Below are 21,842 nucleotides of genomic sequence, written 5' to 3'. Positions count from 1 at the left end.
CCGGCCCCGCCGCCGGTGGTCACCGACGCCCCGGGGGCTCACCCGGGGATGGGACGTCTCCCTCCCCGCCCCGGTTCCCGGGCGGGGAGGGAGACGGTCGTGGCGTGCCCCGGGCCCGCCCGGACGTCGCCGGGCGCGGCGCACCGCGGAGAGGCCGCGCGTCGATGGCCGCCGGTCGCCCCTACCGGCGGTGGGCCGCCGAGGGCATTCGGTTCAACGCGCCCTGGAACGACGGGGCGTGGATGGAGTGACGGAGCCCGCCGTTGCGCCAGCCGCGCAGCTGCTCGGCGGGGCGCTGCTGTTCGCCGTGCAGCGCGTTGAGCACCACCAGGCAGCCGGTGAGGGCCGGTACCGCCCACTGGGCGTAGGCGAGCCGACGTTTGGCCTCCTCGGTGTCGAGGGGGTGTTGGGACGCCTTCTCGGTGTCCTCCGGGTCGGAGGAGGAGGCCAACTCGATCTTCTTGCCGGCGACGCGGGCGTAGGCGGTGGCGGCCAGGGCCGCTCCGGTGAGGGCGGCCTTGGCCACGGTGGAGGCGCCCACGCCCTGCTGGTGCGCCACCCGGTGGGCGTTCGCGGCGAGCAGTCCGCCGCCGCCGAACAGGTGCGCGCCGATGGCGGCGGCGTTGACCGGTGTCCATTTCGCCCAGCCGGAGGAGGCGATCCGCGCCCCGTCCTTCTCCGTCGCGCCTTCGTCCCGGGCCGCGCCGTTGAGGCCGACCGCCCCCATCAGCGAGCCGCCGAACCAGGCGGCCAGCCCCACATCGTGCAGGCTGCGGATCAGGGTGTTGCGTTCGGGCATGACGGTTCTCCTTCGGGAGGTGGGAGCCGAGCGGACGGCCACATCGAGCGCTTCCACTCTGGGCACCCCCTCTTCCCGTCGCCATCGCAGCCGGCCCGAACGGGTGCCCGGCGCACCCTCCGGGGGCGTCTCCTCCGGTCGGCGAAGCCGTGGGAGCGGCGGGGACCGACCGGCGGGCCCGTCCCGCCCTCGGCGGTGGGACCGGGCCCCGGGACGGTCCCGGTGTTTTCCCGCGTCGGGCTCCCGCACCGGCTCCGCTCCCGCGGCGACCGCGCGGGGCGCGCTCGTCGCGCTCGTCGCCGCGGGAGCGGAGCCGGTCAGCGCCGGGCGGGGCCGTCCGTGGAGTTCGGTTCGTCGATCCGGACGGTGGTCAGGTCGGCGAGCCCCGAGATCGTCAGGACCGGCTCCAGCAGCGGGGCGGCCACGAGTTCGAGGCGGTCGGCCCGGGCGAACAGCACGCTCAACCCCGCGCTGTCGAGGTATTCCACCGCCGTCAGGTCCACCACCAGCGGACCCGGGAGGTCGTCCAGGGCCTCGGCGAGGGTGGTGCTGTTGCCCATGTCGATCTCGCCGGTGATCGCCAACCGGGCACGACCGTCGGGACACCGACCGGAAGCGAAGGTGAGCGAGGTGGTCATCGGGCGATCCTCATCTGCATGTCGACGGTGGTGCCGGACGGGCCGGGGGTGATGGTGACCCGGCGCATCAGCGCGCGCATCAGGGTGACACCCCGGCCCCGATGGGTGTTGAGCTCCGGCTGCGGCGTCTTCCAGTGGCCGGTGTCGGTGATGACCAGGCGCAGGTCGTCCACCAGGGCCTCGGCACGCAGCCGGACGGTGTCCCCGGGGGCGTCCCGGTGGCCGTGCTCGATGGCGTTGGCGCAGGCCTCGCCGGCGGCGACCAGAACGCTCTGCGCGGTGCCGGGCGGCAGGTCGCACCGGCCCAACCAACTGCGCAGGGCCTTGCGGACGGGCGCGAGTTGGGAGGATTCCGCGGGAAAGGTCACCTCCAGGGGAGCCGGGTGGCGGTAGAGCAGCAGGGCGACGTCGTCGTCGTAGCCGTCGGCGGGCGCCATCCGGTCCATGACCCGGGTGGCGAGGTCGTCGACCGCGACCTCCCGACCCTCCTGGACGGCTTCGCCGACCCGGTCGATGCCCGTGGTCAGCGGGGTTCGGCGGCGTTCGATCAGCCCGTCGGTGTAGAGCAGGAGGGTGGCACGGGCCGGCAGCACGCACTCCGCCTCGGGACGTTCCCCGCCGGGACGGACGGCCAGGGGGGCGGAGCGTCCCCCGTCGAGGAGCCGAATGGTGCCGTCGGGGTGGGCGAGAACGCCCGGCGGGTGCCCGGCGCTGGAGTAGGTCAGCCGCCCGGTCTCCGGGGTGAGGACGCCGCAGAAGACGGTGGTGCAGGCCGCGCCGGGAATGCCCGCGGCGAAGTGGTCCAGGGCCATCAGGGTCCGCCCGGGGTTGGCGTCCTGCAGGAGCAGCGCCCGGCAGGCGCTGCGCAGTTGTCCCATGACGGCGGCGGCCTCCAGGCCGCGTCCGACGCAGTCCCCGACGACGATGCCGATGCGTCCGTCCGGCAGGGAGATCGTGTCGTACCAGTCGCCGCCGACCTCCAGGGGCCGGCCGGCGGGCTCGTAGCGCACGGCGAAGCCGGGGGGCAGGCCGGCGGGACCGAGGATGGCGCGCTGCAGGGCGATGGCGGTCCTGCGCTGCTGGTCGATCCGGTGGACACGGTTCAGGCCCTGGGCCAGGTGACCGGCCAGCAGGGACAACAGCACCCGGTCCTCGTCGGTGAAGGGCCGTTTGACATCGAGTTCGATCCACAGGGCCATCGGCCCCTCGGGGTGTGCCAGGAGGACGCCGGCCCCGGTGTGGTCGGTGACCGGGCTGAGCGGGGGCCGCCGGCGCAGCCCGGTGAGCGAGTGCCGGCGCTCGTCGGGCAGGTCTTCCCAGGTCGCACCGTCGCCGGCGACGAGCGCGGGGGTGTCCCCGTTGTCGAAGACGGCGGCCAGGACGCGCCGGGATCCCCACAGGGCCCGCAGCTCCTCCAGGGCGGCCCGCAGTGCCCCGGGCAGGTCGGCGGCCGCGGACAGGACGGTGCTCAGCGCGGCCAGGGCGCTCTCGCGTTGGATGGCGTGGTGCTCGGCGGTGACGTCGCGGAAGGTGCCGACCGTGACGACTCGCCCGGTGTCGGGGTCCCGGACCCGGGCGAAGGTGGCGGTCACCCACAGCCAGTGCCCGTCCCGACGTCGGACGGGGATCGTGTAGGAGCCCTTGGAGTTGTCCAGGAGCAGGTCGAACGCCTCGCCGACCTGCCGATGGGCCTCGGGATCGGTTTCCGCGTCGGGCCACCAGGGGTGGATCGGCTCGTACGGCAGATCCTCCGGACCGTAGCCGAGGATGTCGGTGAACGCGGTGTTGATCTCGATGACGGCGCCCCTTTCGTCGCAGACGAAGAAGGCCTCCTGCAGGGAGTCCACCAGGGCGGCGCGCCAGCGCGACTGGTGGTCGCGCAGTCGGGCCAACTCGATGTTGGCGCGGGCCCGGGCGAGGAGTTCGGCCGCGGCGAACGGCTTGACCAGGTAGTCGTCGGCGCCGGCCTCCAGTCCCTCGATGGATGCCTCCTGTCCCGCCCGGGCCGACAGCAGCAGCACCGGCACGGAGGCGATGCGCGGGTCGGCGCGCAGGGTGGAGACCAGTTGCAGTCCGTCCAGGTCCGGCATCATCACGTCGCTGACGACCAGGTCGAAGGCGTCCCGGCGGATGGCCCGCAGGGCGTGCCGGCCGTCGCCGACCGCGGCGACCTCGTAACCGGCGCCGGTGAGGATGCGGGTGAGGTACTCGCGCATGTCGGCGTTGTCGTCGACCACCAGGACCCGGGCCGGGGCGGCCGGGCCCGAGGTGTAGGGGGACGGGGCTCCTTCGGTGGGCCGCGCGCCGAGCTCGTCCACCATGGCCTCGGCGGTGTCATCGGGCAGCCAGCGCGACGCCTCCTGAAGGTAGGGGTCCACGGCGGTGGGCGCGACGCCGCCGCCCGCCCCGGGGGCGAGCGACTCGGGGGCGACCGACCCGGCCGGCAGGTGGGCGTGACCGAAGGGCAGCCGGATGGTGAAGCGGGTTCCCTCGCCCTCGGTGGAGTCGGCGGTGATGGTGCCCCCGTGCAGACCGACCAGTTCCCGCACCAGGGCCAGGCCGATGCCGCTGCCCTCGTTGGAGCGGGAGCGGGCGTTCTCGATGCGGTGGAACCTTTCGAACAAGCGCGGCAGTTCGGCGCGGGGCACGCCGATGCCGGTGTCGGTGACGGTGACCACGGCTCCGTCGTCCTCGCGGCGCACGGTGACGCGGATGGCGCCTTCGAAGGTGAATTTCAGCGCGTTGCCGAGCAGGTTGAGGATCACCTTCTCCCACATGCCGCGGTCGATGAACACCGGTTCGCCCGTGGGGGCGCAGTCGATGGCGAAGGCGAGTCCGGCCCGGTCCATCGCGGAGCGGAAGACACCGGCCAGTTCGGCGGTGACGCCGGCGAGGTCGGTGGGCTCGTAGCGGGCCTGCATGCGGCCGGCCTCGATGCGGGAGAAGTCCAGCAGCGTGTTGACCAGTTTGCCCAGCCTCAGCGCGTTGCGATGGATGACCTCCAGTTCCTCGCGGACCCGGGCGTCGGAGTCCGCCAGTCGGGTCCGCAGTTCCTCCACCGGTCCCGTGATCAGGGTCAGCGGGGTGCGGAGCTCGTGGCTGATGTTGGAGAAGAAGGTGGTCTTGGCGCGGTCGAGTTCGGCCAGTTCCTCCGCACGCCGCTGCTGGGCCCGGTAGCTGCGGGCGGAGGCGATGCCGGCGGCGAGGTGACCGGCCGCCAGTTCGACGAAGCCGCGGTAGGCCTCGTCCAACACCCGGTACCGGTTCAGGCCGGTCACCAGGAACCCGTGGGGCGTGTCGCCCTGCCGCAGCAGCGGTACGGCCAGTGCCCGGGTGGGCGGCTCGGACCAACCGCCGGCGGTCGAACCGACGAACCGGTCACCGTCCAGCGGCACCGATGTCGTCTCCCCCCGGGCCAGGGTCCGGGCGGGCCACACCGGGTCGGGGTCGTCCGCCTCGATCCGGGCCGGGGCGGCGGGGTGCCCGGCGGGAATGCCGGACTCCCCGGCCAGTCGGGCGGAGCCGTCCTCCTCGCACAGGTAGGTCAACGTGAAGGGCAGGTCGTGCGGGTTGCGGGCGAGTTGCCGGCTCGCGAAGGCCATGACCTCCTGCTCGGTGCGGATCACGCTGGGATCGGAGCCCAGGTCGCGCAGGGTGGCCATGCGGCGCTCGCCGATGACGCGTTCGGTGTCCTCGCTGACCACGCACAACATGCCGACCACGGTGCCGGAGTCGTCGCGCAGCGGGCTGTAGGAGAAGGTGTGGTAGCTCTCCTCGACATAGCCGGAGCGCTCGAGGAAGAGCAGCAGCGCCTCGTCCCAGGTGGCCTCCCCGGTGGCGAGCACGGTGTCGATGCGGGGACCGATGTCGTCCCAGATCTCCGACCACACCTCGTCGGCGGGCCGACCCAGCGCCCACGGGTACTTCTGTCCCAGGGTGTCGCGCCGGTAGGCGGCGTTGCAGAAGAAGGTCAGTTCCGGCCCCCATGCCATCCACATCGGGAAGCGGGAGGACAGCAGGATGCTCACCGCGGTCCGCAGGCTCTGCGGCCAGTCCTCCGGCACCCCGAGCGGGGTGGCCGTCCAGTCCACCGCGGCCAGGTCCCGGCCCACTTCCGGGTCGGCGGCGAACACTCCGACACCGGCGGTCGCCGGAAGCTCCCGCTCCGCGTCCTCAGGCCCTGCCACGCGACACCTCTCCTTCGCGGCGACGGCCCGGGGCCACGCCGATACCGAACGCGCGCGTGGAGAACCCACGGCGCGCGCGTCCGCCCGCCGAACCGATGACGGCGGCCGACGGCGGTGACCCGCCGCCGAGCCCCGGCCCCCGGCCGGCGCCACGGCTCGGCAACGGGGCCCGGGGCCCCGTTGCCGGAAGGTGCGGCACCACCCCGCACGAACACGACGATTTCGTAGGATAATCCGAGCACTCCCCGAGCCCCATCCGACCCACCGGACGGCCGGGCCCCGGTCTCCCGTGGCACACGTGTTCAACATCACCGGTATCGATCGACTTTCCGCCTTTCATCCCGATATTCATACCGCCCTCCGCCACGACATCGAACGGGCCGTCTCCCACCTGCGGCGATGGGCGGGAAGCGATACGCCGGCCGCGGGAACCCCCGTCGGCGGGGCCTCCGACGGGCCACCGCGACACGGGCCGGGACCGATCCCACCCCACCACCATGGCATGGTTGTCGGGTGGCAAGGATGTCGCCGGTGAACAGCGGCGTGATCGAAGGCGGTCGATGGTGGTGCTGATGGAACCGGGAGCGGCCGTGGCCACGGCCCGCCGACTGGCCGAGGAGGTCCTCGCCCCGCGAGCGGCTTCCGTGGACGCCGAGCGCCGGTGGCCGGCCGAGGGCATGGCGGCGTTGCTCTCCGAACTCGGTGGCCTGGTGGTCCCCGAGGAATTCGGCGGAATGGGACACGGCCTGTCGGCCGTGGCACGGGTCGGCGAGGCGACGGGCCGGGCCTGCGCCTCGACCTCCATCTGCTTTGGCATGCATCTGGTCGCCTGCGCGGTGATCGCCGCCCGCGCCACCGATCACCAGCGGCGGCACTACCTCGAACCCATCGCCGCCGGGAGGCACCTGACCACCCTGGCCCTGTCCGAGCCGGGCACCGGAGGGGAGTTCTGGTTGCCCCGCACCCGCATGGAGACCCGCGGCAGCCGACTGTCCCTCACCGGGGAGAAGAGCTTCGTCACCAACGGCGAGCACGCCGACTCCTACGTCGTCTCCACCGTCGCGGCCGGGGAGGACGCGCTGCCGGGGCAGTTCTCCTGCGTGCTGCTCGACGGTGACGGCCCCGGCGTGAGCTGGGGTCCGCCCTGGACCGGCATGGGCATGTGCGGCAACAACTCGCGCTCCCTGCGCCTGGACGAGGTGTCGCTGTCCCGCACCCGGCTGCTCGGCGAGGAGGGCGCCGAGATCTGGTACGTCTTCAACGTCGTCGCCCCCTACTTCCTGGTCGCCATGGCCGGCACCTACCTGGGGGTGGCCGCCGCGGCGCTGGAGGAGGCCCGCGGCCACCTGCTGCGCCGCCGCCACGCGCACAGCGGCAACGCCCTGGCCGCGCAGCCGTTGGTGCAACACCGTCTGGGAACCATGTGGGCGCGCGTCGAACGCACCCGGCGGTTGATCTACCGGGCCGCCGCGGAGGCCGACGCCGGCGGACCCGAGGGACTGTTGGGCCTGTGCTCCGCCAAGGCGGAGGTCGCCGAGGCGGCCGAGTCGGTGATCAACGACGCGCTCACCCTCACCGGGGGCATCGGCTACTCCCTGAACAGCCCCCTGCAACGTCATCTGCGCGACGCCCGCGCCGCCCACGTGATGGCTCCCCTGACCGACACCCTGCGCGTCTGGACCGGCAGAGCCCTGCTCGACCAGCCGCTGCTGGGGGAGTGAGGTGACCCTCTCCGGCTCGCCCCGCGTGCTCCTGGCCGGCGTCGACGACGCCACCGCGACCGTTCTGCTGAGGGAACTCGACGGGGAGGCCGACGTGCGGCGTCTCCATCCCGGGGAGGCCGCGCCGTCCGGGGATCCCTTGTCGTCCGGGGACATCCTGTCGTCCGGGGACCCCGGGGCCCCGACCCTGTTGGTCATGGGCGCGGGCGCGCCCGCGCCCGCCGGCCTCGTCGGCGAGTTGCGGGACCGGGCCCGGGGGCTGGCTCTCCTCCTCCTCACCGACCCGGCCGACACCGACCCGGGCGGGGCCGACGGCTTCTCCGCCCTGGCCCTGCTCGCCCCCGCCGCGCGGCTCGTCCGGGTGCCCTCCGACAAGGTGGCCGACCTTCCGCGGATCGCCCGGTCGCTGCTCGACCAACTGGCCCTCCAGCACGCCTACCGGGCGTCCCGGGACGCCGCCCAGAGCCAGCTCCTCTCCGGTGACGGGGTACCCCGCCGGCCCGGCGAGCACCTGTTCGGTCCACTCCACCACCAGGCCCTCGTCGGCGCCGTCGCCGTGGACGCCACCGCCCGCCTCATCGCCTGGAACCGCAAGGCGGCCGACATCCTCGGTCTGCGGGCCGGAGCGACGGGACGCTCCTTCCCCCTCCTCTTCTCCCCGCCGGCCCGGGAGGACCTGTGCGAGCACCTGGCCCGGGCCGCGCTCTCCCCCACCCCGCCCGCGCTCTTCGAACGCCCCGGGGAAGACGACGTCCCGCAGGTGCTGCGGATGAGTGCCCAATCCGTCACCCCGGCCGACGGCCCCCCGCACACCCTGATCATCCTGGAGGATGTCACCGGCGTCGCCGAGACCCGGCGCCGACTGGCCGAACGCACCGGCCACGCCCTCCTCAGCGGTGACGTGGCCGCCGCCATGACCACCGGCGGTCCCCTGCCGCAGCGGCTGCGGCGCTCCGCGCAGGCCGTCGTCGACCGACTGGACGCCGCCCTCGTCCGCGTCTGGATCTGCGACCCCCGGCGGAACACCCTCTCCCCCCGGGTCGACGCCGGACTGCGGACCCCGCTCGATCCCGGGGACGCCCATTCCTCCGCCGGCCCCGGGGACATCGAGGCCGGACTCGTCGCCGCCGGACGCAAGCCGCACCTGACCAACTCGATGGTCGGCGAACCCCGGCTCAACGACCAGGAGTGGGCGCGCCGCGAGGGCATCGTCGCCTTCGCCGGCTACCCCCTGATCACCGATGGCGAACTCATGGGCGTCATGGCGCTCTTCGCCCGCCGACCGCTGCCCGGGACGACCCTCGACGCACTGGCCGGCATCGCCGACCAGATCGCGGTCGGCATCAGTCAGGACCGTGTCCTGGGCCGTCTGCACTCCACCGCCCGGGCCCTTCAGACGCCTCTGCTCCCACCCGACCTGCCCCGGGTGCCCGGCCTGGACCTCGCCGCCCGCTACCGCCCCCAGGGCGACAGTCTGGACATCGGCGGCGATTTCTACGATGTCTTCCCGCTGCCTGATGGTCGGTGGGTCCTGATGTTGGGCGACGTCTGCGGCAAGGGCCCCGCGGCCGCCGCCGTCACCGGGTTGGTCCGCCACACCCTGTGGACCGCCTCCCAGCAGGATCCCGACCCCGGGCACGTCCTGCCCATCGTCCACCGGGCCCTGGAGCGGCAGAACAGCCCCTTCTGCACCCTCGTCCACGTCGTCCTGGACCCGCCCGACCCGACCGATCGCTCCGTCCGGCTGCGCGTGACCTCGGCCGGCCACCCCGCCCCCCTGCTGCGGCGCCGCGACGGCGGGACCCGACTCCTGGACAGGCACGGCCCCCTGCTGGGCGCCTTCCCCCTCACCGACCTCCCCGTCCACGCCACGGTGCTCCACCCCGGTGACAGCCTGGTGCTGTACACCGACGGCTTCACCGAGGGGTCCGGCCCCCACCTGATGCGGGAACCCGAGGACCTGGCGTCCCTGGTGAACTCCTGGGCCGGTCCCGTGGGGGACCCTCCCGCCGGGCAACTCGCCGACCTGCTCTTCGACGACGCCCTCACCCGGTGGGCGGCGTCGGGGCTCCGCGACGACCTCGCCCTCATCACCCTCACCGCCCACCCCTGACGGTTCGGGCCGGGGGACCCCCGGCCCGCTCCCGCATCGGCACCGGCACCGGCACCGGCACCGGCACCGATGAATCCGGCCCCCTTCAGGCCGCTTCCTCACCCTCCTCCCCCACCCGGCGGTGCTTCCGCTCGTCGGAGGCGTCGGAGGTGTCGGAGGCATCGGAGACGCGGTGGGCGTCGGAGAACTCGTCGGGGTCCCCGGCCTCGGAGAGGTGCCGCATACGGACCTCCAGTCGGCCGTCCACGACCCGGGTGTCGAAGGCCGGCTGCGGGGCGGTGGCCGGACCCTCGACGTTCCAGCCGTCGGACAGCCGGAAGAGGCTGCCGTGCCAGGGGCAGCGCACGCAGCCCTTCTCCAGCGTTCCCTCCGACAGCGGGCCGGCCAGGTGGCTGCACCGGTCGGCCAGGACGTGGACGGTCTCGTCGCCCTCCCGCACCACCACCACGGCGACCTCGCCCACGTGACGGCGGACCGGCTCCCCCACCGGGAGGTCGGACAGGTCCGCGACGGTGTGCCAGCCGGGGCCGACCAGATGCGGCACCTCCTCGGCGTGGTTGGCGCCCGACGCCTGCCGGTAGGCCATGTGACCGCCCAGCGCCCCACCGAGGCTCACCAGACCGAACCCGACCCAGCCGAGAGCCCTGCCGAGGTCGTGCCGCTCGCCGCGCCGGGCCGCCCAGGAGGCCGCGTACACCCATATGGCGGCGCCATTGGTGACGGCGTGCACCAGGCCGACGCGCATCTGCTGCCGGTGCAACTCCGCCCAGTCGACCCAGCCGGCCCACGCGCCGGGAATCGCGGCCAGGGTGCCGACGCCGACCAGGGTGCGGGAGGCCCGACGCCGCCCCTCCCCCGGCAGCAGGTCCAGGACTCCGGCGGAGAACCAGGCGCCGATGGGCATCTGCACCAGGAGCGGGTGGGCCGGGTGGCCGATGGGGCGGCCGTGCAGGAGGTCGCGGGCGCGGCCCAGCGGCAGGGCCCGCACCACCCGGCGAACGGTGTCGATGATGTCGTCGGCGCCGGGGTACCTCTCCAGGCGGTCCACCGCCGACAGGAAGGGCCCCGGACCGGCGGGAGGTCGCGGCAGGGCGTGCCGGCCCGGGCCGTGGTGGTTTCTGCTCGCTGCGTTCATGGGGGCCGAGTAGCCCGACGGGGCCGGTGGAAACCTCCGCGAGGCGTCGGGTCGGGTCGATGCCGGCTCGGGTCGGTCGGGAGCGCTCAGGGGCGGGGGTTCACCCGACGCCACGGGGGCGGGCGTCGGGGCCCCGGCGGCCGGCCACCGACGCGCACCGGGGGCACACGCGCCGGACGCGGTCGGCGGCACCGCCCGATTCCGGGAATGCCTCGGCCCACGGGACGCCGCCAGGCGTGCCAGGCCCGAACGGGCGAGGGAGAGCCCGCACACGGTCTCGTTCCCGCCCTCCCGCCAGGCGTGCACCTCCCCGGCGGGGAGCCGGCGCCCGTCCTCTTCGTCGCGCCACACGCCCGACGCCGCCACCCGGTACCCGTTCCCCTCGGCCATGGGGGTCGGGTTTCCCCCGTGGGAGCTCTCACACCTCCGGCGGGCAACGGCTCGACCCCGCGCGAGGCCGGGGAAAGTCGGGGAAAGTCGGGGAAGGGAGGACTCCGCGATGGGACACGCCGCCCCGCGCGGTCGTACCGGGTCGTCGGTCCTCTACGTTGGGGCACACGGGGGCCGGGTCGTGGTTGGACGATGTACGGAGGAATGATGGCGGAGCAGTGGTCCGAGGGTGACGTGCCGGCGCAGGACGGTCGGGTGGCGGTGATCACCGGGGCCAACACCGGCATCGGCTTCGAGACCGCCCGGGTGCTCGCCGAGCGCGGCGCCACGGTGGTGCTGGCGGTGCGGGACACCGAGAAGGGTGAGCGGGCCGCCGAGCGGATCGCGGAGACGGCCCCGGCGACGAAGGTCGCGGTGCGGGAGTTGGACCTGGCCTCGCTGGACTCCGTCCGGGCCGCCGCCGAGCGGCTGCGCGGCGAGTACCCCCGGATCGACCTGCTGATCAACAACGCCGGCGTGATGTACATCCCGCGGGGCAGCACCCGGGACGGCTTCGAGTTGCACTTCGGGACCAACCACCTGGGGCATTTCGCCCTCACGGGTCTGCTGCTGGACCGGCTGCTGCCGGTGCCGGGGTCGCGGGTGGTGACGATCAGCAGCATGGCGCACCGTTTCCGGTCCGGGATCGACTTCGAGGACCCGCACGCCGAGCGGTCCTACGACCGGATCTCCGCCTACGGCCGGTCGAAGCTGGCGAACCTGCTGTTCACCCGGGAGTTGCAGTCCCGGCTCGCGAAGCGGGACACCACCATCGCCACCGCCGCCCATCCGGGATTGTCGGCGACCGAGCTGATGCGCCACCTGCCGGGTCCCCTCAACGACTCGATGAAACGGTTCGGCTCGATCGTGGTGCAGAGCCCGGCGATGGGTGCCCTGCCGACGTTGCGGGCCGCCACCGACCCGCGCGTGCCGGGCGGGTCGTACTACGGACCGGACGGCTTCATGGAGACCCGCGGGCACCCGGTGCCGGTGAAGGTGGATTCCCGGGCCAGGGACACGGCGGTCCAGCGGCGGCTGTGGGCGCTGTCGGAGGAGCTGACGGGCGTGTCCTTCCCGGTCTGACGGTCCGACGGTCCGACGGTCCGACGCGGGCACGGTGCGGGCTCCCATCCCTGGTCTCCGGAGTGGGAGCCCGCACCGCGTCGGGGGCGGGGCACCCCGGGACGGGTGTCGGGGATCCGACATGTCGGAATCCGCCCGGCACGGCCCGCCGACCGGGTGCTGTCGGACCCTCCCGCTACGGTTCCGGGCATGGCGAACTTCGTGTTGGTGGCGGGAGCGTGGCTCGGGGCATCGGCGTGGGACGAGGTGGTGGCGGAGTTGCGCGCGGCCGGGCACGAGGCGCATCCGCTGACGCTCTCCGGACTCGCGGAGAAGAGGGACGTGCCGGCCGGGCAGCGCACCCACGTGCGGGACATCGTGGAGGAGATCGAGCGCCTCGACCCGCGCGAGGTGGTGTTGGTCGGCCACAACTACTCGGGCATCCCGGTCGGACAGGCCGCCGCGCTGATCGGTGATCGACTGGCACATCTGGTGTGCGTGGACTCCAACGTGCCGGTGGACGGCGAGTCGTTCGTCTCCGCCTGGCCGGAGGGCCGGGCGATGGTGGAGGCCGCCATCGCCGCGAACGACGGCCGGTGGCCGCCGTTGCCGGCGGAGGAGTACGCCGGGCAGGGGTTGACCCACGAGCAGATCGGGCGGATCGTCGCCGGCGCCACGCCGCATCCGGGGGCCTCGCTGACCGAGCCCACCGAGTTGGCCCGCCCGCTCGCCGAGCTGCCGACCACGTACATCACGTGCCTGCTCGAGGGTGGGGAGCCGCCGGAGGTGGCCGAGTTGGTGAAGGGCGGACACTGGCGCCTGGTGCCCCTGGACACCGGCCACTGGCCGATGTTCTCCCGCCCCCGCGAGCTGGCTCGTCTCCTCCTGGAGTGCGCGCCCTCCTGACCCCGACCGGGTGCGGGCGGGTGCGGACGGCTGCGGGACATGCCGCGCGGGTCGAGCGACACGGTGGTGTACCGGGCGGCGAGATCGACGGTCACCCCCGCGTACATGCCGGCGTCGGCGCCGCCACCGGGGCCGCCGACGCCCCGGCCCGGCTCGCCCCGGGGCGCTCCTGAGCCGAGGTGCCACGGGGCCGGATGATCGGCCGGGGCTCCGGCGTGTCCGGTTCGGCTCGGCCGCTCCCGGCCCGGAACGCCCGGGAGACCGTGTCGGGCCGCGCCACCCCGGCGGCGGGGCGGCGACTACTCGTGGGCGTGCTGAATGGCGTCCAGGACGATGTGCGCCACGTGGTCGTCGACGAGGCTGTACTCGGCCTCGCGCGCCCGGCGGCGGACGGTGACGATGCGGGAGGTGCGCAGCACCCGCAGGTGTTGCGAGACCAGCGGCTGACTCACGCCCAGCGCCTCCACCAGCTCGTGGACGCACTTCCCACCCCCGGCCAGTTCCCGGACTATGCCGACGCGCACCGGCGACGCCAGGGCGCGCAGCAGGTCACTGGCGGCCCGGAGGGAGTCCAGGGGGTCCTCCGTCGCGGGAGGGGGAATCATCGTCACATGCATATATTAGCAAATGACAATGATTCCCACTAGCGTGGGGACACCCCGCGCGCGAATCCCTCGACGGTCGCCTCAGTGATCGTCCCAGTGACCGTCGTGGGCGGCGTGACGGTGACCGTCGTGCAGGTAGTCCACGTGGTCCTCGTGCGGGACGGCGACGTGGCCGCAGCCCTCGCCGTGAACGTGGTCGTGGCTCTCGTGCGGCGCGTGACCGGAGGGGTCGCACTCGTCGACGTGGCCGTCGTGGGAACGGTGGACGTGGCCGTCGTGGGCGTAGTCCACGTGGTCGCCGTGCGGGAAGGCGACGTGACCGCAGCCCTCGCCGTGGATGTGGGCGTGGTCCTCGTGCGTGCGGTGCTCGGTGGCGGTGGTCATGACGGACTCCTCGGATGTGGCGTACCCGCCCACGGCTCGCACCGGGGCGACTCATTGCCACATCATCATATAGCAACTCTTGCATGTGTGCCGAACGGCGACACGCCCGGAGCCGGGATCGGACGGCGATCCCCGGCGGGTCGGGTGGGAGCCGGTCACCGCGCCTCCCCGCGGTGGTGCCGCGCCGCCGCCACGGCCCTCCACGGGGTCGTGCGAGCCTGGATCAGGGTCGCCCGCCTCCGGATCGCCCGCCCGCTCTCGAACCGCCCCGGGTCCATGACACCGGGGACCACCATGGACACGACCAGGTGAAATCCCACGAGCGACATCATCCGGTACCCCCATGTCGCGAGGGGACCTCTCGACTCGAAAGGCTTCGGGGACGGCGGCTCGGCTCCGGGAAAACGTCGGGCGTGCCTCCTGTCCGCCCACCACGGAACACGACGGTGCCCCCTCATGATCATGCCGGGACAGACCAACGGCACCGCTTGCCGGAAGGACGGCTCGGTTCCCCGCGCCGTCACCACGGTGGCCACGATCGGCACGAGGGTGACCAGCGGCACGCACCACGGCAGCACCGCGTCGAACCTCCTCCGGCGTCAGCGGATCCGGGCCCCACCCCGGTGGCGAGGAAACCGAGGACATCCGAAAGACGCTGCCGCTGCCCAGACCTTCCCACCCCTTTCCTTCAGCCCTCGGCAGGAGAGAGGCGTTCGTCCGCCGACTCGCGCAGCGTGCCCTCCTCGACCAGCGCGTCGATATCCCTCATCAGGACATTCCGAATGTCGGCCCCCACCCGCCCCCAACCGAAGAACCGAGCCACCTCCCGGAGCAGTTCATCGCGCGAGATACCGACGGTCTCCTCGACCGTGCGGCTCAAGGCGAAGCGGCGCTCGACGGCGGGAACCAGGATGGCCTTGCGGGCACATTCGGGTGACGGCCTGCGGGCGAAGGTGATCTCTGTCCCGGGACGGATGTATGTCGTACCGAGACGCTCGGCCCTCCGCGTCTTCACAAGCCCCTTGAGCGCGTCGCGGATCCGGTCGCGCACCACCGCTCCGGAACGGTTGAGGCCCCAGGTCTCCCGGATTCGAGTGAAGATCAACTGCTCCTCGATCGGTCCCTCCGTTTGGATGACGTGCAGCGCCACATCAGCCACGATGCTCCTGGCCTCGGGGTTCTGAAGTTCGAGGTATCCGATCGCCCGGGACTCGATCCCACGGTCGCGGATCGATGTCAGCGACTCGATGTCGGTCTCCCGGTAGGGGCGGCTCCACTCCTCCATCTCTCCGCCGACGGGTCGGAAGTGGACGGGGCGCGGGGCCTCCGCGTCATCCCCTTCACCCTTCCGCGCGGTGGCGTCGGTTCCGGTTGCAGGGGTCACCGATTTCGTTTCCGCCCGGGGCCGGGCCGCGTGAGGGGAAACAGCGCATGCGGCTTCCACGGCCTGACGCAATCGCTCGATGGCGTCACGGCGGTTGCGATACCAGTCCGTTCCCCAGATGCGATGCAGTCCCCATCCCAGATCGCGCAGAACCCCCTCGCGCAACCGGTCGCGGTCCCGGGCGGCCCGGGAGGAGTGGTACATGGCGCCGTCGCATTCGATGCCGAGGGCGTACGCGCCCGGGGCGTCGGGGTGTCGGATCGCCATATCGATGCGGTAACCGGCAACGCCCACCTGGGGCTGGACTGTGTGTCCCCATCCCCGGAGCACGGCGAGTACCTCCTCCTCGAAGGGGCTCTCCGGTTCGGCGTCCGGGTCCGCGTTCTCGACCCGGAGGACGTTCGGGCCGTGCTCGGCGTATTCCAGATAGCGCTTGAGCGCCCGGACACTCGCGTTGGAGCCATCGGGGAGCCGGGAGCCGTGGAAGGAGGCCACGACCTCCATGCGGCGGCGGGCACGGGTCACGGCGACGTTGAGCCGCCGCCACCCCCCTTCCCTGTTGAGCGGCCCGAAGGACGAGGTGAGCTTGCCCCGCTGATCCGGCCCGTAGCCCACCGAAAGGATGATCACATCGCGTTCGTCACCCTGTACAGTCTCCAGGTTCTTGACGAAGAAGCCGTCCAGGCGGTCCTCGGTGAAGTGGTGTTGCAGGTCGGGGCGCCCGGCCAACGCCTTGTCCAATTCCTCCTCGATCGCCTCGGCCTGGGACTTGGACAGTGCGACGACGCCCAGGGTGAGGTCGGGCCGGGTGGAGAAGTGGTGGATGACCCGCTGCGCGACCGTGGCCGCCTCGCGGGGATTGTTGCTCCGCCCGCCCCGGTCGTAGACGCCGTCGGCCCGGATGAACTCCACGCCGATGTCGGGCCCCTCCTCCAGGGCTCCGGGGAAGGTCACCATCTCAGTGTCGTAGAACTCGTGATTGCTGAAGGCGATGAGGTTCTCGTGCCGGCTGCGGTAGTGCCACCGCAGGGAGAGGCTGCGCAGGACTCCACTGGCCTTGCAGGCGTCCAAAACCGATCCGAACTCGTCGACGCCCTCCTCGTCCCACTCCTCGTCCTCGCTCTCGGAACCGGCGTTGAAGAAGGACGTGGGTGGGAGCTGCTTCTGATCGCCGGCCACGATGAGCGCGCGTCCGCGATAGACGGAGTTGATCGCGTCCTGCGGGAGCACCTGGGACGCCTCGTCGAAGATCACCACGTCGAAGACGAAGTCCGGCGGCAGGAACCGACTGACGGTGAGCGGGCTCATCATGAAACACGGTTTGATCCGGCGCACCACCTCACGGGTCTCGTCCAGCAGTTTGCGGACGGGCATGTGGCGGCGCTTCTTCTCGGCCTCGCGCCGGATCACTCCCGCCGATCCCGTGGAGGTGCGGCGAGGACGTCGGCTGTTGCAGGCGCGGATCACCTCGGCGTGTGCGGCCCGCACGAGTTCGGCGTCCGCGCTCCTGAACTTCTCGACGAGTTGGTCACGGTCCGCCGCGCGGGTGGGCTTCAGGCGGGTGTCGGTGGAGAGGTGGTGTTCCACCCAGGCGGCGAGGACGGCCCGCTCCACCGCCTCACGGACGTCATCGGCTCCGACGCCCTCGCGCACCATCCGTCGGGGCAGGTCCCCGAGCCCGAGGTTCTCCATTCGGCAGAGCGCCTCGGTTCGGTGACCCCACGCCTCGGCTCCGTGCGAGTCCGCCGCCAGTCGGTCGAGAAGGGAGCGCGCGGTCTGCAGGGAGGCGGAGAGCTCACCTCGCAGTTCCCGTGCCCGGTCGGCTTCGAAGTGCTCGAGAAACGCGTCGAGCGCGGAGCGCCATTCCCGGTCCCGCTCCCCGATCGAGCGGTCGGTCGGCAGGGTGGGCATCAGCCGTGCGGCCTCGGGGGTGAGCGGGCCGGCACGATCACCGTGGACGACGCGCCGCACCTCCCCCGCCCAGTCCACCGCGGCGAGCAGCTCGTCGCGGTCGGTGTCGGGCCCTCGGTACAGCTCGCCGAGGACGGCCGTGCTCACCCGCTCGTCGCCCGCGAAGTCGGCCTCGACCCGGCGGGCCTCCACGACCGCCGCCACCGCCTCGCGGGCCCGGCCGGCGGTCATCCCCGGGTCACCGGTGGTCCTGGTCACGGCCCGGAGGAGATCGGAGATGTCCTCCAACGGCTCGATGTGGGCACGCGACCAGCGGGCGGCTTCGGTCATCGGCAGTGCGCGCAGGTCGTCCGCGACGGCGGCCGGCCGGGGTTGGCGGATGAACTTCTCCCAGGTGTCCAGTTCGTCGCCGAGGGCTGCGACCCGCCGGAGCAGGTCGTGCGGCACCGGTTGGCCGTCCGCCAGCAGCCCGACGAGCCCGGAGCCGGCCGCCGGGTCGGCGAGGGTCCGCGGAACCGCTCGCGTGACGAGTCGGGTGGCGTCGAGTGCGGTGGCCAGTGCACCGGTGTCGACGGCTCCGCCGGCGGCGTACCGACCCGCGAACGCGCGATCCCCCTCGTCGGCGTGCGGGCCGGGGTCCCGACGGATCAACGCCGATGCCTCCCGCAGCAGTTGTGTCGCGGTGTCGTCGGGGGCGATCGCCCGTGGGTCCGGACGCTCGAGCCGGTCGGGCTCGGTGTCCAGCCCGTGGTACCGCTCCCCCAGCAACGCCGTGTCCTCGACGGCCCGTGCCTCGAAGTCCGTGGTTTCCCGACGGGCGGCCCGCACGGCGGTGATCGCCGCACGGGCCGAGGCGAGGGTGCGCTCCGTGCGGTCGGCGGTGCCCTCGGCGGCCGGGGAGAGGAGGTCCATCACCTCCACCGCGCGTTCCAGCGCCGGGACGTGTGCGCGCAGCCACGCTGCCGCCGCCCCGGGTGACAGAGCTTCCAGGCCGCCGGCGTGCTCGACGAGGTCGGGCTCGCGCAGACTCTCCTCCCACCGCTGCCGGGCCCTGGCCATCACGGCCTCGTCCTCCCGAAGGGAGGTACCGGGCTCCCGGCCGTCGGCCACCCGGGACGTGAGCAGCACGCGCCGGCGGGGGTTCTCGACCGTCTCGGGGAGGACGCGGCGCAGGGTCCGGGCGTGTGCCAGGGCACGTTCCAGGGCTGCGGCGTCGGGGAGTTCGCCCGTCCCGTAGCGACCGGTCAGGTCGCGGTGGGTCGCCGAGAGGGCCCGGAGACGCCGGTGGGCGGCGTGCCAGGTCTCCGCGAGGGGCAAGCGGTCGTAGAGGTCGTTGCGCCACGAGCCGGCGTGGGTGAGCCGGGCGATGTGCCTGCGGTCCGCCCGGACGGCGCCGGAGAGCAGGGCTCCGACGCCCTTGCGTCCCTCGCCGAGGCGGCGGATCACCTCGGGAAGGTCGTCCTCGGCTGTCACGGCCTCGGTGAAGGTCTCCTCGGCCGCCCGACGGGCCGCGTCCAGGTGCCCGGCCGCGGCGATGATCTCGGCGACGGCCTCCTCGGCCCGGGGCAGCACCTCGGGGTCCAACCAGTTCGCGGGGGCACGGTCGGGTTCGCCGGCGGCTCGGATGACGGTGAGGAGGTTCCCGGCCTCCTCCGAGGAGCGGGGGGAGGGTATCCCGAGGCTCTCCGCCGCCCGGTCGGCCGTGTCGGCCCAGTCCTCCAGAATTTCTGTCAGCTCCCGGAACGACTCGGCGGTTCGGGAAGCCCGGAGGCGGGTGAAGGGAGTGAGGTCGATCCCCCGGGGCACCAGGGTCGCGAGGGCCCGCTCCGCTTCGGGCGCCTCCGGGTCCAACTCCCCGGGGAGCGCCTGCCACCCGGGGCCCGCCTGTGACACCGCGCGGGCCCGGGCGTCCCGGGCGCGGTTCCGCCGGGCGAGGAAGGCCCGCAGCTCATCGGCGAGGACACGGGGCACGGTCTCCTCCGCCCGCGCCGTACCGTCGGGGGTCAGCCATGCCTCCGGGGGACGATGTGCGCTCGCGGCCGTGTTCAGGGCATCGATCAGCCGACGAGTCCCCTCGATGCCGACGGGGACGGTGGCACCCGCGCGTTCACGGATCTCCGCGAGGAGCTTCCCGGCCTTCTCCACCGCCCCCGCGACCACCCCGAACTCCTCCGCCAGGCTCCGGGCCTCCTCCTCGGTCACGTGGTCGAGGTCCAGGCCGGGCGGGGACAGCGTCCCCAACGCGATCTCCGCGTTCCCGGGCTCGGGGCCCAGTCGCGGGGACATGTCCCTCCAGCGTTCACCGGCCGAGCGGCGTGCGGCCTCACGGGCCCGGTGGACGTCGCGCATGTCGCGCAGGAACGCGTCGACCGCCTCCTGCACATCGGCTGCGAAGTCCTCCGTGGTGAGCCACTCCTCGGGGATCGCGGGTCGTTGGCCCAGCAGGGCGGACAACCGGGTCAACCGTGCGACGCCCTCGGCGTCCTCGGCGGCGACGTGTCCGCACAGCAGGTCGCGGTGGGTCGCCACGTCGGCGCGCAGACGTTCCAGGGCCGCGTCGGCCCGTTCCCGTGCCGGGCCCGGATGGGCGGTCCCCTCCCGCAGTCCGCGCCACGCGAAGGCAGGGTCGGCCAGCGTCCGCCACGCCCCGGCGAGGATGTCGGCGGTTCGCAGGAGGGCGTCCAGGTCCCCGCCGGTGAGGGTGCCCACCCGGAAGGCGGGTGCTCCGGCGCCGGACGCTCCGCCACCTATGGGCAACCTGTCCGGGAAGAGGCTGATCGAGGGCGCTCCGGAGAGTTGCCCCACCCGGCCGATCACGTCGTGCAGGGTGCGCCGCAGCGGTTCCCGGACATCGTTCATCGCGTCGGCGTAAGCGGTCAGGGCCTTCCGGGTGGCCCGGGCGTTCTCCATCGCCTCGGCGGACAGCCCCTTGGCGTGCGGCTCGTTGACCAGCGCCCGGTTCAGCGCCTCGGCGACGGCGCGGCGTCCGGTGGTGTGGCTGTGGAGCGCGAGCGCGTAGGAGTCGAGCCCGACCTTCTCGAGCCGGTTGAGCACGACGTCGAGGGCTGCGGCCTTCTCGCTGACGAACAGGACGGTGCGCCCGGCGTGCATCAGGCCGGCGATGATGTTGGTGATGGTCTGGCTCTTGCCGGTGCCGGGCGGGCCGTCGAGCACGAAGGAGCGTCCGGCCACCGCGGCGGCCACCGCCTGGCGTTGGGAGGTGTCGGCGTCGAGCACCAGGGGGGTTTCCTCGGGAGGGCTCGCCTCGTCGATCTCCCGGGGGTCGATCTCCTCGAAGTCGAAGCGGTCCGGTGCGAAGCCGGCCTCCGGCCCCAGGGCGATGGCCCGCACCAGATCGTGCTCGGAGATCCTCCGCTCGTTGTCCAGGAGGTCCTGGTACATCGCCTCCTTGTGGGAGGCGAAGAGGGAGACGACCGCCCGCGGCGCGACCTTCCACCCGGGCCGCCGGTCGACGATCCGGCCGACGATGTCCAGCAGCCCCACGAGGTCGGTGACGTCGTGCTCCGTCACCGACGACCAGTCGATGCCGAGTTGTTCGAACTTCACCCGGAGCGCGGGGTTGTGCCGTGGTTCCTCCTCCTCGTTGAGCCGCAGTCGGAAGCGACCGTTGTCGGCTCGCTCGATCTCCACGGGCAGGAGCACCAACGGCGCGTCGTTACCGACCTGTGCGCCGTCCTCCCTCCAGTGGACGATCCCGGCACCCAGGTGGAGGGTCCACAGACCGTAGTCGTTGAAGAGCTGGACGGACTGCGCACGCAGCCGGGTGAGGGCGCGGGAGAGGGCGGGACCGGTGGTCTTCTGGGTGAGGACGCCGGCGAGGGCCCCGGTGAGAGCGGTGGGCGAACCGGCCCGTTCTTCCTCCTCCTCCGGCTCCTCGTCGGGTAGCGGAACGAAGTCCCAGCCCTTCGCCAGCCCTTCCACCAGGGGAAGGAGATCGGGGGAGCGGATTTCCAGGGAGGCGCTCCTGGTGTGCCGGAAGTTGAGGAGTCGGTTGCGTCCGCTCAGATCCACCAGGGACGAGCGCCACTTCTCGAACACCGTCCTCATCCGCCGCGGATGATCGACACGGCTTCCGAAAGCCTCCGGCACCGTCATGATCGCTGTCCCCCCTGATCGTCACCACGGGGGCGTCCGAATGGTCGCGGAGCCTCCCGCCGGAAGCCACGGTTCCCCACCGGCCGGCACCACGAACGTGCCCGGTCCTCCCCCCGGAAGCGGAATCCTACGGTCAGGGCCCCTTTCGGGGAAGTGGAACGCGTGGTTCCGCCCTTCCCCGACCACCCCACCAGAGCTCCCGGGAACAGGGAAGAACAAGGTTCGACTCCTCCGCAACACCCCCTTTCGCCGAAAGCCATTCAGAAAATGATCGATTTCGACTAAAAAACAAAAGGAATTGATCGAAGTAACGATGGGATGTCATGTTCAGCAGGCGCCGGGATCACCCTCCGGCACCGCGCTTCCCGGGGGCCGACCTCCTCTCCCGGGAGGCGGCGGGAGTCCCGCCGAACGGGACGCGGCGACCGGCTCGCCCGTCCGTTCCCCGGAGT

At 72.9% G+C, this 21,842-nt stretch carries 11 protein-coding genes and 1 pseudogene; 4 read left to right on the top strand and 8 right to left on the bottom strand.

Going from position 1 to position 21,842, the window contains the following annotated elements:
• Positions 1-181: 181 nt before the first annotated feature.
• The 3 genes from LZF96_RS09400 to LZF96_RS09390 all read right to left on the bottom strand — a co-directional run bounded on the left by LZF96_RS09400 (position 182) and on the right by LZF96_RS09390 (position 5,624).
• Positions 182-799, bottom strand: coding sequence for a hypothetical protein (locus LZF96_RS09400; RefSeq protein WP_233868623.1), 618 nt, complete (start codon positions 797-799; stop codon positions 182-184).
• A 317-nt stretch (positions 800-1,116) separates the two neighbouring features.
• On the bottom strand, positions 1,117-1,437 hold the full coding sequence (locus tag LZF96_RS09395) for an STAS domain-containing protein (RefSeq protein ID WP_233868620.1): 321 nt from the start codon (positions 1,435-1,437) through the stop codon (positions 1,117-1,119).
• The gene (locus tag LZF96_RS09390) at positions 1,434-5,624 is read right to left on the bottom strand and encodes a SpoIIE family protein phosphatase (protein WP_233868617.1); all 4,191 of its coding nucleotides are present in this window, start codon (positions 5,622-5,624) and stop codon (positions 1,434-1,436) included. Before LZF96_RS09390 ends, LZF96_RS09395 begins: the two co-directional genes overlap by 4 nt.
• A gap of 497 nt (positions 5,625-6,121) precedes the next feature.
• Here LZF96_RS09390 and LZF96_RS09385 point away from each other — a divergent pair, with 497 nt between their 5' ends.
• Positions 6,122-7,345 carry an acyl-CoA dehydrogenase family protein gene (locus LZF96_RS09385; protein ID WP_233868614.1) on the top strand — a complete coding sequence of 408 codons (1,224 nt, stop codon included), beginning with the start codon at positions 6,122-6,124 and terminating at the stop codon, positions 7,343-7,345.
• Between the two features lies 1 nt (position 7,346).
• Entirely contained in the window at positions 7,347-9,458 is a 2,112-nt protein-coding gene (locus LZF96_RS26970; protein ID WP_233868611.1) for a SpoIIE family protein phosphatase, read from the top strand.
• A gap of 85 nt (positions 9,459-9,543) precedes the next feature.
• On the opposite strand, the gene LZF96_RS09375 is transcribed toward LZF96_RS26970, so the two are convergent.
• Positions 9,544-10,593 carry a Rieske 2Fe-2S domain-containing protein gene (locus LZF96_RS09375; protein WP_233868608.1) on the bottom strand — a complete coding sequence of 350 codons (1,050 nt, stop codon included), beginning with the start codon at positions 10,591-10,593 and terminating at the stop codon, positions 9,544-9,546.
• 86 nt (positions 10,594-10,679) lie between these two features.
• A pseudogene (locus LZF96_RS09370) lies at positions 10,680-10,983 on the bottom strand (hypothetical protein).
• A gap of 207 nt (positions 10,984-11,190) precedes the next feature.
• Here LZF96_RS09370 and LZF96_RS09365 point away from each other — a divergent pair.
• Together LZF96_RS09365 and LZF96_RS09360 are read left to right on the top strand one after the other, a co-directional pair.
• The gene (locus tag LZF96_RS09365) at positions 11,191-12,105 is read left to right on the top strand and encodes an SDR family NAD(P)-dependent oxidoreductase (protein ID WP_233868605.1); all 915 of its coding nucleotides are present in this window, start codon (positions 11,191-11,193) and stop codon (positions 12,103-12,105) included.
• A gap of 189 nt (positions 12,106-12,294) precedes the next feature.
• Positions 12,295-12,990 carry an alpha/beta fold hydrolase gene (locus LZF96_RS09360; protein ID WP_233868602.1) on the top strand — a complete coding sequence of 232 codons (696 nt, stop codon included), beginning with the start codon at positions 12,295-12,297 and terminating at the stop codon, positions 12,988-12,990.
• A gap of 299 nt (positions 12,991-13,289) precedes the next feature.
• On the opposite strand, the gene LZF96_RS09355 is transcribed toward LZF96_RS09360, so the two are convergent.
• From LZF96_RS09355 to LZF96_RS09345, 3 genes are all read right to left on the bottom strand, one after another.
• On the bottom strand, positions 13,290-13,595 hold the full coding sequence (locus tag LZF96_RS09355) for a metalloregulator ArsR/SmtB family transcription factor (RefSeq protein WP_233868713.1): 306 nt from the start codon (positions 13,593-13,595) through the stop codon (positions 13,290-13,292).
• Positions 13,596-13,676: 81 nt separating this feature from the next.
• Complete coding sequence (locus tag LZF96_RS09350; protein WP_233868599.1) at positions 13,677-13,979, bottom strand: hypothetical protein; 303 nt, start codon at positions 13,977-13,979, stop codon at positions 13,677-13,679.
• Positions 13,980-14,667: 688 nt separating this feature from the next.
• The gene (locus tag LZF96_RS09345; RefSeq protein ID WP_233868596.1) at positions 14,668-21,342 is read right to left on the bottom strand and encodes a DUF3320 domain-containing protein; all 6,675 of its coding nucleotides are present in this window, start codon (positions 21,340-21,342) and stop codon (positions 14,668-14,670) included.
• Between the last annotated feature and the right edge of the window lie 500 nt (positions 21,343-21,842).

It is taken from the genome of Streptomyces sp. ST2-7A (genome assembly GCF_021390475.1).
Taxonomy (GTDB): Bacteria; Actinomycetota; Actinomycetes; order Streptomycetales; family Streptomycetaceae; genus Streptomyces.
This window is presented reverse-complemented; position numbering and strand designations above follow the sequence as displayed.

Coding starts and splice junctions, on each gene's coding strand:
- LZF96_RS09400 (WP_233868623.1), bottom strand. CDS start 799: ATGCCCGAACGCAACACCCTGATCCGCAGCCTGCACGATGTGGGGCTG.
- LZF96_RS09395 (WP_233868620.1), bottom strand. CDS start 1,437: ATGACCACCTCGCTCACCTTCGCTTCCGGTCGGTGTCCCGACGGTCGT.
- LZF96_RS09385 (WP_233868614.1), top strand. CDS start 6,122: ATGGCATGGTTGTCGGGTGGCAAGGATGTCGCCGGTGAACAGCGGCGT.
- LZF96_RS09375 (WP_233868608.1), bottom strand. CDS start 10,593: ATGAACGCAGCGAGCAGAAACCACCACGGCCCGGGCCGGCACGCCCTG.
- LZF96_RS09365 (WP_233868605.1), top strand. CDS start 11,191: ATGGCGGAGCAGTGGTCCGAGGGTGACGTGCCGGCGCAGGACGGTCGG.
- LZF96_RS09360 (WP_233868602.1), top strand. CDS start 12,295: ATGGCGAACTTCGTGTTGGTGGCGGGAGCGTGGCTCGGGGCATCGGCG.
- LZF96_RS09355 (WP_233868713.1), bottom strand. CDS start 13,595: ATGATTCCCCCTCCCGCGACGGAGGACCCCCTGGACTCCCTCCGGGCC.
- LZF96_RS09350 (WP_233868599.1), bottom strand. CDS start 13,979: ATGACCACCGCCACCGAGCACCGCACGCACGAGGACCACGCCCACATC.
- LZF96_RS09345 (WP_233868596.1), bottom strand. CDS start 21,342: ATGAGGACGGTGTTCGAGAAGTGGCGCTCGTCCCTGGTGGATCTGAGC.